The sequence below is a fragment of the Nocardia sp. NPDC049220 genome, from assembly GCF_040647855.1.
Taxonomy (GTDB): Bacteria; Actinomycetota; Actinomycetes; order Mycobacteriales; family Mycobacteriaceae; genus Nocardia.
This window is the reverse complement of sequence record NZ_JBEZDA010000008.1, coordinates 87,038-102,782: the sequence shown is the minus strand read 5'-3', so window position 1 is coordinate 102,782 and position 15,745 is coordinate 87,038. Positions and strand designations below refer to the sequence as shown.

Here is a 15,745-nt window from a genome sequence, read left to right as displayed (position 1 = left end):
CTATTCAAAGGTTTTGCCAGATGAGCTATCTCTATATAGACCAGCGGATTCCGCCACGGTTGTCCCCATCTCGCCGACGGTGAAGCAGTCTACGCGGGGGAAGTACGAGCGCAGAAGGCACAGCGTTCATTTATTGACTTATCCGGATACGATCGCCGATCCCTCCGCATACCAGCACGCCGTCCATGAGCTGGACCCGATCTTCTGGGACGAGGTAGGGAAGGTCTGGGTTTGTGCGGGATACCGCGAATCACTGGCAGTCCTGCGCGACGCCACACGGTTCAGCTCGGCTCGACTGCACAGTCCGGGGGACCTGGCAGACCAGGGGTTCACCGACATAAGTCGAATAACTGAAATGCTCTCCCGTCAGATGCTCTTTCTGGATCCACCCGCACATACCGCGATCCGGTCTGTACTCAAGCCTGCTTTTAAGCCGGCGGCGGTGGCTGCCCGGAAAAATCAGGTACAAAAAATTGTGGACGACCTCGTTGCCGAACTCCCCCGGTGTGGCCGGGTGGATATTGTGGACCGATTGGCCGGGCCATTGCCGACCTTGCTGATCGCCTCCATGCTCGGACTGGACCATCGGATTGCCGATGTGTATGCCTGGTCGGAAGCCTATGAAACATTCCTCGGCGGGTTGTCGACGCTGCCGGACATTCGCGAGCAGACGATCATCCCGGTGCTGACGGAAGCGTACGAGGCATTGCGCTCGGAGGCGTCCAGTCGGCTCGGCGGAACCGGCGCCGACCTGATTACCATCCTGGCAAATGGACTCGTCGACCCCGAATTATCAGGCGAGGCGCTTTCTGCGGCGTTGGACCTGGTCGCCGCGAATGCTTTGGTGCTGATCGGCGGCGGCTATCAAACCTTGACACAGCTGATCGCCATGGGAATCGTACTGCTCGCCCGGGATCCCCAGTTGCTCGCCACGCTCAAAGCCGAGCCCGAGTCGATCGACAATTTCATCAACGAAGTCATGCGTATGGAGGGATCCAGCCAGTACGTCGGCAGGCGCGCCACCGAGGCGGTGTCATTGGGCGGTCATGAAATCTCCGAAGGCGAATCAATACTGGTTCTGCTCGCGGCAGCAAATCGCGACCCACGCCAGTTCTCCGATCCGGATCGGTTCGACATGGAGCGCAGAGAAGGAAATCACCTCGGCTTCGCCAGTGGACGACATCATTGTGTCGGAGGTATGGACGCACAGCAGGCTGCTCGGCTCGCGTTTCGCGCTTTTGTGGACAAGTACGAGTCGTTCAGCGTGGTCGACGAACCGGATGCGATCACCTGGGGTCCACATGCGAATACACGAAGCCCGCGCCAGGTCTTGCTGACAGTCGGTCCACACACAGGTCTCGAGCACGACATCGACCCAGGTCCTCCAGCCGAAGCCGGTGGGCTCTCGACCGATTCGGGCCCGAGCCACACTGGACGAGCGCGAGCGCGGCATCGAATGTCCGCTACCGAAGTCGACCAGTTGCGGTCACGGAACAACCGACCGACCTCGCTCGATGGCGAACGGCTGTGGATGGACGTGGTGGCCGACATCGCGGTCGACGCACCACATTCCGTCGCGCTGCGCCAGCGCGGGCGCGATATGTCCTACCGTGAGTTGGACCGCGGTGGCGATGTCATCGCGGGCCGTTTGCAGGCGGCGGGAGTCGAGGCGGGCACGGTTGTCGGGGTGCTCATGCCGCGATCCTTCGAGCAGTTCATGAGCACCCTCGGCACAGCCAGAGCGGGTGGTGCGTTTCTGATGGCAGACCGCGCATGTCCACGGGAGCGATTGCGCACCATGCTGGTCGAGGCCGGTGTCTCGGTAATCTGCACGCACGAGGGGTCACTATCATTGGCGCAGGCGGTGCTTCCTGCCGGAGGGCGCGTCATTGTTGTGGACGCAGCTGAAGTCGGCGATGCGGAGCGCACACGTGAGGTTGTGCCCGGCCTCAGGCTCGGTGACACCGCGTATGTGGTATTCACCAGCGGATCGACCGGTACACCCAAGGCGATTTCCATCGACCATGAGGCGCTGCTGAACCTGCAGGTCGCCGCGAGACAAGTGTTTCGAGCCACCCGAGCGGACCGGATACTGCAATGGTTTTCGTCGAACTTCGACGGATGGCATTTCGATATGATTACCGGCCTCACCTCGGGTGCGACACTTGTGCTCGCACCGGAAGCGAATGTCTGCACCGGCCCGGTGCTGTCCGGAATAGTTCGCGACGAGGCGATCACCATCGCGGGGCTCACACCGAGTGCATGGCAGACGGTCGCATGCGATCAACTGTCTGGATTGCGTATCGCCGCGGCTGCTGGTGAATCTTTTCCAGCCGCGCTGGTCCGACGGCTGGCCGCACCGAATCGGCGGGTGCTCAACCTGTATGGCCCAGCCGAGGGCGCGATCTGGAGTACATGGCACGAATGCCACGCCGACGAAGGTGATCCTCCTATCGGCGAACCGATCGTGAACAAGTACACCTACGTGCTCGATAGCGATGGCAGACCGGCGGTTTCCGGTGAAACCGGTGAACTGTGGATCGGGGGGCTCGGCATCGGGCGGTACCTGCACCAACCGAACCTCATGCGAGAACGTTTTCGCCCCGACCCACTCGCCGCCTGCGCGGGTCGACTCATGTACGCGACAGGTGATTTGTGCCGATGGCGTCCAGACGGACGACTCGAGTATGTGGGGCGCACTGACCGACAGGTGAAAGTTCGTGGTCAACGTATTGAACTCGAGGAAGTCGAGCGTCTTCTCCTGAGCACACCAGGCATTCGCCATGCTGCCGTGGCTATCGACGGCGAGCATCTTCATGCGACGGTGGTTACCGACGCAACTGAATTCGATGAGGCGGCAGTAAAAGCATACCTTCGGGGACGGCTCCACAGCGCAATGGTTCCGGCGACCTTCCGAGTGGTGGATGAGCCGCGATTGTCGATCAACGGAAAGTTGCGACTTCCCCAGGTCGACGTGGTGTCTCCAATAGTCGGTGCGGCACCAGCGGCAGCAACGGGTGCCGCGGCGAGTATGTCCGAGCGGCACACCACTTCGGTCCGATGGACCCATACCCGACTTGTGTGGGCTTTGGCCCAACTGTTCGCCAGCTGCCTCCAACTACCACAGGCTCAGATCCGAGACAATTCCGACTTCTTCGAGCTGGGCGGAGACTCGCTGTCGTTGGTCGAGCTGGTAGCCAGCATCGAGCAACAGTTGGACTTGATCGTCGCCGTCGACTCCATTCTGGAATCGTCGACACCAGCGGACTTGGCCGATCACCTACTGGCACAACGGGTTCAGGGAGCAGGATGACCGACCTGCAACTGCACACCAGAAAGGCCGTCGGCAGCGAAGCGTCGGCCCACCTTGTGCTGGTCCACGGTTCGCTCGACGATGGCAGTAGCTTTCGTCGTGTCTCGGATGCCCTTCCCGCGTATCAGCTGTCGTGGTACGACCGGCGTGGCTGGGGCAAGGCCGCCGAACTCGGAATCGGTAGCGTCACCGATCATGTCGACGACCTGACAGCGCTGCTGCCCCCGGAGCCCGTCATCTTGGTCGGTCACAGCTTCGGGGGAACTATCGCCCTATCTGTAGCGCAGGCACGCCCGGAGCGGGTTCACGCCGTGATCGCCTACGAGCCGCCGCTGCCGTGGCTGCCGTGGTGGCCGGATGTCGCGCCGTGGGAACAGGTGGTGTTCGGTGCGGGCTTGTCGGCTGAAGACGCCGCCGAGGCAATGATGCGCGCTGTGCTGGGTGATGCGATGTGGGAGCGACTTCCGGCGCGCATCAGGGAGAGGCGGCGTGCTGAAGGGGAGGCACTCATCGCCGAGATGAAGTCCGTGCGGGACATCGGCCCCACCTTTGATCCGACGACCTTGGTTCCCCTCATCTATACGTGCGCCGGAAGCGAAAGTTTGCCACACCACAAATTGGTGAGCGAACGGCTGGCCGAGTTGGCGCCTCGAGGCAGATTCCACGAGGTAGTCGGCGCAACTCACAGTGCGCACGTCACGCATCCGAAGTCCTTCGCTGAACTGATCGACAGCGTAGCCGGCGCAGTGAGGTCGACGTAGGGGTCGGAGGGACCAGTGCGACGCCGCTGCGTCCGCGCGACCAATCCCGGAAGTACGCCAGCCAGCCGGAACGGTTCGCACCAGAAGTTACTCGGACGCCGAGGAGTTCGCGATAGCTCGGCATCGACGCCAATGACGATCAAGGCGTGGACGTCGACCGCGCACCCGTTCTCGCGGATTCAGCACGAGCGCGTCGGCGACGAACATGCAGAGGTTCGGTCGAGAGGCCGGGTGCGGAATGCTTCGACAGGGCGTCGAGATCACCGACCGTCATCGACACCTGAGGCTTGGAAAAGTCCGTAATGCCGAGGGGTTCGACCATTCCGCCATCCGCCGAGTCGATACCCCAAAGAAACAGCAGGTCGCCACTACCGACGTCAGCGCCCGTTCGGCGCGCACGACGAGTTGTCGGGTAACACCCACTCGACCGAATCCGCGGTGTCCGCGCGGCCGGCACTTCGGCATTCGGCGACGCGAGGACGCTGTGCCTTCCGATGTAGCGCGGCAGCGGTGGGCGAATCGGGCACCGTGGCGGTCGTCGAACGCACGATGTCGTGACCGACCTGAACTACGAGTGGTCCACCTCGACAATGCCGCGACGCCCTATCGGCTCGCCTACCTCTTCGCCGCAGGCCGGCACCGAAAAACCGGTGTGACTGTATTGCTGAATCTTCGGTCGAACGCCCGCTCATACCGGTATAGTTCCCGGCCCGCCGAGCCCCAGTTGCTCGCCGGACTCGATTCTCGTGCGCGCGACCGGAACAGTCGTGTTGTACCGCGCCCCGATCGGTAGCAGTCCGGCCGCGGGATCCAGATCTTGATACAAGATCATCATCCCGGCGGAGGTTGATATTTCAGATATCGGGGAGCTATCTTGATGCGGCGCAGTCTGCTTGGGCTGAAAGAGAAATGGGTGTCGTCGTGAAAGGACCTACTCACGATGGACAGTGAACTGACCGTCGCCTCAGCCTTCGCCAAGCTGCATGCCGAGGATCCGCATCGCAAGTTGTTCGTCTTCGTCGACGAGCACGGTCGCGACGGGGAGCATCTCACCGTCCAGTTCCTCGCGGAGCGCGCTCAGGCCGTGCGGACCCTGCTGGAGAACGCGGGACTGAACCCCGGTGACCGAGTGCTGTTGTTGCACCTGCCCTCATTGGATTTCATCGTCGCCTTTCTCGGTTGCCAGGCCGCTGGCCTGATCCCGGTGCCGCTCGCGCCGCCGAACCCCTTCAAACTCGCGAACGAAGTCGGCGCGGTGTCCACGATCGCGAACAGCTGCGGTGCGCGGGCGATACTGACGCACACCGACTATCGCGCCGTGGTAGACGCGATCCCGCTTCCCGCGGAGGGACCGCAATGGCCCGATCTGCCATGGCTGTCACCTAACGACGCCGGACAACCGGACGGATTGCCTGAGTTCCGGTACAAGCCGGCCGATCTGGATGAGCCGGCTTTCCTGCAATACACCTCGGGTTCGACCGGCTTCCCGAAAGGCGTCGTGGTCACCCACCGCAACGTCCACCACGAACTCGCGGCCCTCGCGGCCGACTTCGAACTCGGGGACGACACGGTGGCGGTCAGCTGGCTGCCGCATTTCCATGACCTCGGGCTGGTCTGCGTCCTGCTCAGCACGCTTGCCGGAAATGCGGGCTGTACCTACTTGATCTCACCGCTGAGCTTCCTGCAACGCCCCGCAGTGTGGTTCGATGTGCTCTCCCGAGTCCGCGGCACGCACACCACCGCACCGAATTTCGCCTACGACCTCGTTGTCCGCAAGACAACGCCCGAACAACGCGCCGGCTGGGACCTCAGTTCGGTGCGCAGGCTCGGCTCGGCCGGAGAAATCGTCCAGCCGTCGACCGTCGATACCTTCTTCGCGACATTCGAAAGTACCGGAGTGCCACGGGAAGCGTTCCACCCCGGCTATGGACTCGCCGAGCACACTCTCAGCGTGACCGTCGCTACCAGCGGCGCCCTGGCCCTCGACCGTGATCAACTCGAGCAGGGCCGCGCGGTGCCTGCTACCAGTGGTTGCGCACGTGAGCCCGCGGTCTTCTACGGCAGCGGCTGGGTCACGAAGCCCAATGCTCGGGTTCGCATCGTCAACCCGGAGACGGCACAACCGTGCGAACCGGACGAGATCGGTGAGATCTGGGTCGACTCCCCCACCAAGGCACGCGGGTATTGGTCGCTCGACAAAGAGACTCGCCGAGCATTCCACGCCGTAGTCGCCGACGGCGACCCGCGGCAGTACCTGCGCACCGGTGATCTCGGTTTCCTGCGTGCGGGCGAACTTTTCGTCACCGGGCGATTGAAGGACCTGGTCATCATCCACGGCCGCAACTACGCGCCGCAGGACATCGAGGCCAGTGTGCGCTGCGCGCACTCCCGGATCCGGGCCGGCGGGATCGCCGCGTTCTCCGTGCCGCCGCTGCCGGAAACCACCTCGGGCGAGCGACTGATCGTGCTCGCCGAGACCACCGGTGCCGAGCTCGACGAGGTCACCGCCACGGATATCCGGCGCGCGATCCGTCGTCAGGTCCGCGACGACCACGGCGTCGCCTGCCATGACGTGCTCGTCGGTACCGGACTGGTGTTGAAGACGACCAGTGGCAAGGTGCGCCGCGCCGCGTGCCGTGCGGAATTTTTGCACCAGGAGAACGAGCGCCGGCTGGTGCCGGGACGGTGATGTGATGAGTAGCGGCCTGACCTTTTCCAACGGTGCGCAGGACTCCCGGTTATACGACGTCGACGACGACTTCCAGGAACTGCTGACGGACTTCGCACAGTTGACGGCGATGGGGAAACTGACTCGGTCGCGTGTTTTCCACGCACACGGGATCGTCGTTCGCGGACACATCGACTTCTTCGACACCCCCGGTGTGCCGGTGCACCCGTTCTTCGCAGGTGGCAAGCGATACCCGGTCTTGGCGCGTTACAGCAACGGTGTGTCGAGCGATGATCTCGCGCCCGGTATTCGCGGGCTGTCCTTGCGCTGGTTCGATCCGGACGGGTCCGACGGTTCACCGTTCAACCTGACGTTCAACACCGGCTACCGCGTGTTCGCCCCGAACGCCTGGACGTTCATGAAATTCTTCATGCTTCGCGACGACGCAGCTCGCGAAGAGCTCGTCCGTGCGACTCCGGGAGCATTACAACCAGCGGTGGACGCCATCCGGGACGCACATCCGTTCCACCGCTACCACCTCAATTCGCAGGTGCCACAACTGCACGTCGACGGCACCGGCCGCCCATGGTTGGTGCGCTACCGGTTGATACCCGACTCGGACCTGCCGGATGTCGGCCATCACACGCCGCGGGGGTGGGTGGTTCCTCCCATCGAGCGGCTGCTGCGGACTCCGGAGGAACGGCGTTCGTCGACCTTGTTGCGCGACGAAGTCCGCACACTGGCCTCGTCGGGCGACCTGCGTGGACTGTTTCAGATCCAGCTGCACCCCCTCGGCGACGACGCCGCGGCGAACCAGGCCGCGCTGTCACCCGCCGCTGACTGGCCCGTGGCGTCGCACCCGTTCCGGACCATCGGCGAGATCCGTTTGGACCGTGTGTGCGACGAGGATCCCGCCGCGGAACTTCCGTTCGATCCGGCGGACGCCCCGGAAGGCCTCGGTATCGCGCTCGCTCGTTCTCCCTTCGAGCCAGCGTCGATGAACCACGCTCGCTCCCTGGTCTACCGCTCGGGGCACGCCGCCCGTACCGCCCCGCCCGCTCCGGCAAGCCCAGGGCCTGCACGGATCTCCCACCGTCCGGCCCAATCGGCAGACGGAGGCCGCACGGTCTGTGTCATCGGCGCGGGACCCGGCGGGCTCGCCGCCGCGCACCACCTCGAGCGGCTCGGACACAGTGTCGTCGTCCTCGAACGGGAAACCGTGGTGGGAGGCAAGTCGGTGTCGATGGAGATCGACGGCCGTGTCTACGATCTCGGCGCGCACCTGTGCAATGACCGGTACGAGCACCTCATCGCCCTGGCCGATGAGTTCGGGGTGGATACCGAGGATATCGTCCCGCCGCATATCTTCGATGCGGAGACCTTCACGGCAAGAATCCCCAGGACGGCGTTCCTCACCCGCGAAAGCGTAGGACGCTACATGAGGGTGCGCGCCGAGAAGTTTCCGGACATCGGCCGTCCCGGACTTGCCCACTCCGCCCGCGCGCTGTCCCAGCCTGCGCGAAAGTGGTTGCGTGACAACGATCTCGACGCGATGGCCACGTCCTTCGAGACCGCCTACACGTCGGCGGGTTACGGCTATCTCGCCGACAACCTGCCCGCCCTGTATTTCCTCAAGGTCTCCGAGACGCTGAACCAGTTGTCCACCGAGCTGACCCGGGCCCGCCACGTCAACGCGTTCACCATCGCCGGCGGCTTCGGCGCGCTGTGGGAGCGGATCGCGGCGAGTCTGGCCGACGTTCGAACCGGCGTCGAGATCACCGCGATCGACCGTAGTGGCGACCGCGTGGCCGTACACACCACGGCGGGGACGGTGCACGCCGACGACCTGGTCTTGGCCGTTCCCCTCGACCGACTCGGCGACGTCCTCGACATGACGCCGGCCGAGCACGTGGTCGGGTCGAAGGTCCGGCGGCTGGACTTCTACACCGTGCTGTGCCGGATCACCGGGCTACCCCGCAACGGGCCCTACACCGTACGCAACGGTAGCGCGAGTCCTGGGCTCGGGCACTGCGTGTCCTATCACAGCCGGTACGCCGGGACGGATGTGTACGCCTGCTACTCCTATGGCGCCGAGGGTATCGGGCCCGACGACATTCTGGCGAACCTGCGTAACGACGTGGTCCGGTTCGGCGGTGAGCTCACCGAGGTCCTGTACGTGCGGCGTTGGCCGTACTTCCCGCACTTCGCGAGCGAAGACCTCGCCGACGGAATCTACGACAAACTCGAGGCGCTGCAGGGACGTCGGCGTACCTACCACGTCGGCGGGCTACCGGGCTTCGAGATGATCGAGACCACGATCGCGCACGCGCACGACCTGGTCACGAAACACTTCGCCCGCAGGGCAAACGACGCCACCGCAGGCGCTGACGACCGGCAGGCTCAGGCCTCCGACGGGCATCGCCACGACGAAATCAGCAGCTGGCTGATCAGACGGTTGGCCAGGGAATTCCGTATCGCCGAGGACGAGATCGACAAGGCTGCCTCGCTCGACGACTTCCCACTCGATTCGCTGGCCATCGCCGCACTGCACGTCGACCTTTCGGAGTGGCTCGGCTTCCGCGTCCCCCCTACCGTCCTGCTGGAGAACCCGACGATCGAGAGCGCGGCGCGACGGTTGGCGCAGGCAACGCCCCGCGCGCCGAGTACCGGCTCCGCTGCGGCGCCCACCCCGTTCCTGGCCGTCCCGCTGACCCCGCCACGTCCGATCTTCTGTGTGACCGGAGCCAACGGCCTCGCCTACCAGTTCCGGCCGCTGGCCGCCGCAATGGGCCCATGGTGCGCGTTCACCGCACTGCAGGCACCAGGTCACGACGGAGCCGAGCCGACGCTGAACACCGTCGAGGCGCTCGCGCAGCGTTATCTGCGTGACATTCGCGTGGTGCAGCCCTCCGGACCCTACTTGATCAGTGGCTATTCCCTCGGCGGGCTGATGGCCTACGAGATCGCCTGCCGTCTGCGGGCAGCCGGCGAGGAGGTCGGCGAGGTCGTGCTGATCGACAGCTACCTCCCATTGCCCGGGCAATCCACCCCGCCATGGGACGAAAGCGGCGCGCTGGACGAGTTGATGGCCATGCTCCGGGCGACGGGCGGTGCTTCGGGCCCGGCGCTCGTCCTCGATCCACAACTGTCCTTGTCGCAACGGCGCGACGCCGTGTGCCGGGAGTTGACCAGTGGTGGTCTCGCAGGAGCGCGCCGCCAACTGGAGTTCTTGTTGCGGGTATACCAGGCGAATCTGGAGGCGAATATCCGCTATCACCCGCCGCGGTCCGACCTTTCGGTGACCTTGTTGCGAGCGAGCGAGCAGCTTCCGATGGTGTTCAGCAACCCGGACCGGGCCCCCGCGATGCCGGTCGCCGACCGCGGCTACGGCTGGGGAGCGGTGCAGACCGGCCGATTCCGGATCATCGAGGTGCCCGGCAACCATTTCACCCTCGTCACCGAGGCCGGGGCCACGGGCTTGGCCGACGCGCTGCGCGAGGTGCTCACCGGCGGCCGTGCGCTGTCGGGGATGACGCGATGACCGTCTTCGCGCCTGCGGCGACGGTTGCCGAGGTAGTTCGGCAGGTCCGAGAACAGGTGCATGTCGTCTCCGAGGCGAACGGTGGAATCACCGCGGTGACCGGCGATCCCACCGGGCGCAGGGTGCTTGCCACACTGCCGCCGCTGTACCCCGAATGGCTGGGCGACCGGTCGTTCAACGAGTTGCACGGCACCCGCTTTCCCTATGTGGCGGGGGAAATGGCCAATGGCATCGCGACAACGGAGCTGGTTGTCGCGATGGGCAAAGCCGACATGCTGGGCTTCTTCGGCGCGGCCGGTCTTCCCCTGCCTCGCGTGGAGCAGGCCATCGCAACGATCCGTGCGGCATTGGGCGATCGCATGAACTGGGGTGTGAACCTCATTCACGCACCACAACACCCCGGGTGGGAACAGGACATGGTGGACCTGCTCATCCGCGAACGTGTCCGCGCCGTGTCGGCGTCCGCGTTCATGGACCTGACCCCCTCCGTGGTCCAACTCGCCGCCAGCGGTCTGCACCGGGACCGGGATGGGCGGGTCGTTCGCCCCCGGCATGTGTTCGCCAAGGTCTCCCGGCCCGAGGTCGCCGAGAAGTTCCTGTCGCCGCCACCCCAGGCGATCCTGGCCGCACTGTGCGCCCAGGGCCGGCTCACCGCCGCCGAGGCGGAGCTGGCCGCGCACGTCCCGGTGACCGAGGACCTGACCGTGGAGGCCGACAGCGGCGGGCACACCGACAACCGGCCTCTGGTGTCGTTGCTGCCACGGATGCTCGCGCTCGCGGCGCGGGTCCCTGAGCCTGCCGGATACCGTCGCAGCGTACGGATCGGCGTCGCCGGCGGGTTGGGCACCCCGCACAGCGTGGCAGCGGCATTCGCCGCCGGCGCGGCCTACGTGGTGACCGGTTCGGTGAATCAGACGTGTGTCGAGGCCGGAGTTTCCGCGGCGGCCAAAGAATTGCTCGCGCAGGCCGACATCGCGGACGTGATGATGGCCCCCGCCTCGGACATGTTCGAACTCGGCGTCAAAGTGCAGGTGTTGCGGCGCGGCACGATGTTCGGGACCCGCGCCAACCTTCTCTACCGGCTCTATCAGGACTTCGAGTCGCTCGAGTCGATTCCGGATGCCGAGCGGAACAAACTGGAACGGACGGTGTTCCGGGCGAGCATCGCCGACATCTGGGCCCAGACCCGCCAGTATTGGCTCGACCGGGACGTCGCCGAAGTCCTTCGCGCCGAGGCCGAGCCGAAACACCGGATGGCGTTGACCTTCCGCTGGTACTTGGGCAAGTCCAGCTGGTGGGCGATCGAGGGCGAGAACTCCCGGCTCGCCGACTACCAGCTGTGGTGCGGACCGGCGGTCGGCGCGTTCAACGACTGGGTGGCCGGTAGCTTTCTGGCCGATCCCGCGCGACGCGATGTCGTGCAGGTAGCCCGCAACCTGTTGGAGGGTGCGGCAGTGCTCACTCGAGCCCACCAGCTGCGCACCTACGGGGTGCCGGTGCCGTCGACGGCATTCGAGTTCGTGCCCCGGCCACTCGCGTAGCCAAGAAATTCGACTGAAGGAAAGCTCGACCATGTCCGAGATTGGTGCCAGGATCGCGCCGCCGGTGGCGATCGTCGGCGTGAGCGCGCTGCTGCCGGGACCTCCTGGTGCGGACGGGTTCTGGCGGACGATCGTGTCCGGCGCGGACCGAGTGACAGCAGTTCCGGCGACGCATTGGCTCGTCGACGATTACTACGACGCCGACCCCGGGGCGCCGGACAAGACCTACGCACGGCGAGGCGCGTTTCTCTCCCCGGTGCCGTTCGATCCGCTCTCCTTCGGCATTCCACCGAAAACGATCGAGGCCACCGACACCAGCCAGCTCCTCGCACTGGTCGTAGCCGAACAGTTGTTAGCGTCGCTCGAGCCGCACCGTATGTCGACCGTGGACCGGGAGCGGGTCAGTGTCATCCTCGGCACCTCCGCACTCGAACTGCTCACCACGATGGCCGCGCGGATGGAGCGACCGGTATGGCTCGACGCGCTGCGCGCGAGCGGAATCCCGGAGGATAAGGCCCAGGCGATCTGCGACCGGGTCGCCGAGCATTACGTGCCATGGCAGGAGGGAAGCCTGCCCGGCATGCTCAGCAACGTCGTCGCGGGTCGAATCGCGAACCGGTTCGATCTGCACGGCAGCAACTACACCACCGACGCCGCCTGCGCGAGTTCGTTGGCGGCGCTGTCGAGCGGGATCAACGAACTCGCGCTTGGCCAGGCCGATCTCGTCGTGACCGGCGGTGTGGACACGCTCAACGACCCGGTCACCTACACCAGCTTCAGCAAGACCCCGGCGCTCTCACCGACGGGCGACTGCCGCCCGTTCTCCGCCGCGGCCGACGGCATGGTTCTTGGTGAGGGCGTCGTGATGTTCGCGCTGCGGCGGCTCGCCGACGCCGAACGAGACGGTGACCGGATCTTCGCGGTGATCCGTGGCATCGGCACGGCGTCGGACGGCCGCGGCGGCGCGATCTACGCGCCGCAGTCCACCGGTCAGGCGCGAGCGCTGCGCCGGGCCTATGAGATGGCCGGCTACGGGCCCGACACGGTCGAGCTGGTCGAGGCACACGGCACGGGGACGGCTGCCGGTGACGCGGCCGAGGTCGCCGCCCTGCGTGCGGTCTTCGGCGAGGCCGGTCGCACCGATTCCGGGTGGTGTGCGCTGGGATCGGTGAAATCGCAGATCGGACATACCAAAAACGCGGCGGGCGCCGCGGGTCTGCTCAAGGCGACGCTGGCACTGCATCACCGCGTCCTTCCCCCGACGATCAAGGTAGACCGGCCCAACCCGGCGCTCGAACTGGCGGACAGCCCCTTCTACTTGAATACGAAGGCCCGGCCGTGGATCAGTGCCGGCAGCCACCCCCGACGTGCTGGCGTGTCCAGTTTCGGCTTCGGTGGCACGGACTTTCACGTCGCACTCGAGGAATATGTGCCCTCGGCCGGATCAGCATGCGCGGCTGCGTCCTTCCGCGCCGCAGGCAGCGAACTCGTGCTGCTGGCCGCGCAATCACCTGCTGCACTGGTGGCGGCGGCCCGTGCACTCGCCGACAGCACCGACCCGATCGTCGCCATAGCGAGGAGAACTCAGGAAGCCTTCGACCCGACGGCACCCGCGCGCCTCGGCGTGGTCGTCACCGACGCGGAGGATCTCGCGGTGCCCCTGCGTGCCGCCGCAGACCGAATCGCGGCCGCCCCGGCGAAGTCCTTCGCGGGGCCGGGCGGCGTGCATTACGGCGCGACAACCACCGAGCCCGGGCCGATCGGGTTCCTGTTCTCCGGTCAGGGCAGCCAATACGTCGACATGGGCGCGGAGTTGGCGATGATGGTGCCCGCGGCACGGGAGAGCTGGGACGCCGTTGCGGCACTCGACAGTTCCGAGGACGAACCGCTCCATCGGGTCGTGTTCCCACCCCCCGTGTTCACCAGCGACGAACGCGCGGCACAGCAAGCCAGGCTCACGCAAACCGAGCGGGCGCAACCTGCGCTGGCCGCGCAGAGCCTGGCCGCACTCGCGTTGCTGCGCACCCTGGATGTGCATCCGGATGCCCTCGGGGGGCACAGTTTCGGCGAACTCGTCGCGCTGCACGCGGCGGGCTGCTTCGACAGTGCCACACTGCTGACGCTGGCCCGGCGCCGGGGCGAACTGATGCGGGACGCCGCCACCGAGCCGGGTGCGATGGCCGCGGTGATCGGCAGCCTGGACGACATTCGGGCCTTGGTCGAATCCACCATCGGCGGTCGACTATGGGTGGCCAACCACAACGCGCCGAGTCAAGTCGTGGTGTCCGGTGCGACGAGCGCGGTGATCGCGTTCGAGCGGCGGGCGGCCGAGGCGGGTCACACCGTGCGGCGTCTCGAGGCGGCGGGCGCGTTCCATACCCCGTTGGTCGCGGCCGCCGCGGCTCCGTTTCGGGAGGCCCTCGACACGGCCGTGGTCCGAGAACCCGGCATTCCGGTGTACGGGAATGCCCGCGGCACGCGATACCCGGCCGATCCGGAGGCGGTGCGGGCCGGTCTCGCCGAGCAACTCACTGTCCCGGTCCGATTCGTCGATCAGCTCGAAACCATGTACGCCGACGGTATCCGGACGTTCATCGAGGTCGGCGCGGGCGCGACGCTCACCCGGCTGGTCGGGGAGGTCCTCGCAGGACGTGACCACTCGGCAGTGAGCCTCGACCGGGCGACGTCCCGAGGACTGGAAGCCGTGCACGACGCGTTGGCGCAGTTGGCCGTCGGGGGTCTGCGCCTGAACTTCAAGGCGTTGTGGAGCGCCTACGACCCTCGACCGGAAGAGAAGACCGTGAGCAACAAGCCATCTCCGGCGACCGTCGACTTGCTCGGCGCCAACTATGGCAAGCCCTACCCTCCTGCCGGCGGTTCCACCGCGCTGCCACCACCGAACCCGCCGATATCGATGACCCAGGTCGGTCACGGGCTCCCGCCGGCAGCACCGGTCAACGGGCTTCCGCCGACGGCGGCAGACAACGGACTCCCGCAAGCGCCGGGCAACGGGTTCTCGTCGACAACAAACGGGCTCTCCCCGACGGCAGCCCGTAACGGGTTCGCACCGCCGGCTGCCATCCCACCACCCACCGCGGCTGCCATCCCACCACCCACCGCGCCTGCCACCGCACCGCCGACCAACCGACCCGCCGCGGCCGGCCCCGACTGGCTCGACGCGCTGCGCGAAACGCAGCGGCTGGCGAGCGAAGCCCACAGTGCCTACCAGCGGATGATGGCTGAGTCGCATCTGGCGTTCCTCCGGCTGTCGGAGGCCGCGCTCATCGGGCTCGCAGGCGGCACGCCCGCACCGATACCGCCTACCGCGCTGCCGGACCCGGCGGCCATGCCGGCGCACCATTCGGCGACGAACGGCGCCGCCCCTGCCGTTGTCACGCACAGCGAGCCGGAGCCCACGATTATGCCGCCGGCGCCGCAAACCCGTTTCGCACCTGAGACCCCGGTCGTCGAGCCGTTGCCCGTTGCGGCCTTGTCGGCCCCGACCGCCGTCGCATCAGCGGATGTGACCAGCTTGTTGACCGTGGTCGCCGAAAAGACCGGATACCCCATCGACGTCCTCGACGTCAGCATGGAACTCGAAGCAGACCTCGGAATCGACTCCATCAAACGAGTCGAAATCATGTCCGCCGTCCGCGAACGATTCCCCCACGTGCCCCACATCGACGCACCAACACTCGGCGCCGCACGAACCCTCGCCCAGGTCGCCGAACTACTCGGCGCCACCGAACAAACACCGCACACCACCCCACCCACAATCGAACAAACAACCGACGTCACCGGCCTATTGACCGTCGTCGCCGAAAAAACCGGATACCCCATCGACGTCCTCGACGTCAGCATGGAACTCGAAGCAGACCTCGGAATCGACTCCATCAAACGAGTCGAAATCATGTCCGCCGT

General features: G+C 65.9%; 7 protein-coding genes. 6 read left to right on the top strand and 1 reads right to left on the bottom strand.

The features are described 5' to 3' along the window. Window positions 1-133: 133 nt before the first annotated feature. Both AB0C34_RS19230 and AB0C34_RS19225 read left to right on the top strand, forming a co-directional pair. Window positions 134-3,313 (top strand): amino acid adenylation domain-containing protein, encoded by a 3,180-nt coding sequence (locus AB0C34_RS19230; protein ID WP_357074354.1) that lies wholly within the window; start codon window positions 134-136, stop codon window positions 3,311-3,313. Then, a complete protein-coding gene (locus tag AB0C34_RS19225) occupies window positions 3,310-4,074 on the top strand; it encodes an alpha/beta hydrolase (protein ID WP_357074351.1) in 765 nt (254 codons plus the stop codon). Before AB0C34_RS19230 ends, AB0C34_RS19225 begins: the two co-directional genes overlap by 4 nt. 688 nt (window positions 4,075-4,762) lie before the next feature. Here the strand turns inward: AB0C34_RS19225 and AB0C34_RS19220 are convergent. Further along, complete coding sequence (locus AB0C34_RS19220) at window positions 4,763-4,909, bottom strand: hypothetical protein (protein ID WP_357074348.1); 147 nt, start codon at window positions 4,907-4,909, stop codon at window positions 4,763-4,765. A 105-nt stretch (window positions 4,910-5,014) separates the two neighbouring features. Here AB0C34_RS19220 and AB0C34_RS19215 point away from each other — a divergent pair, with 105 nt between their 5' ends. The 4 genes from AB0C34_RS19215 to AB0C34_RS19200 all read left to right on the top strand — a co-directional run. Beyond that, the gene (locus AB0C34_RS19215; RefSeq protein ID WP_357074345.1) at window positions 5,015-6,763 is read left to right on the top strand and encodes a fatty acyl-AMP ligase; all 1,749 of its coding nucleotides are present in this window, start codon (window positions 5,015-5,017) and stop codon (window positions 6,761-6,763) included. 4 nt (window positions 6,764-6,767) lie between these two features. Beyond that, window positions 6,768-10,283, top strand: a complete 3,516-nt coding sequence (locus AB0C34_RS19210; protein WP_357074342.1) for an FAD-dependent oxidoreductase — start codon at window positions 6,768-6,770, stop codon at window positions 10,281-10,283. Beyond that, window positions 10,280-11,824 carry a PfaD family polyunsaturated fatty acid/polyketide biosynthesis protein gene (locus tag AB0C34_RS19205; RefSeq protein WP_357074339.1) on the top strand — a complete coding sequence of 515 codons (1,545 nt, stop codon included), beginning with the start codon at window positions 10,280-10,282 and terminating at the stop codon, window positions 11,822-11,824. Before AB0C34_RS19210 ends, AB0C34_RS19205 begins: the two co-directional genes overlap by 4 nt. A gap of 31 nt (window positions 11,825-11,855) precedes the next feature. Next, the coding region (locus AB0C34_RS19200) for a beta-ketoacyl synthase N-terminal-like domain-containing protein (RefSeq protein ID WP_357074336.1) at window positions 11,856-15,745 on the top strand (3,890 nt) is incomplete at its 3' end.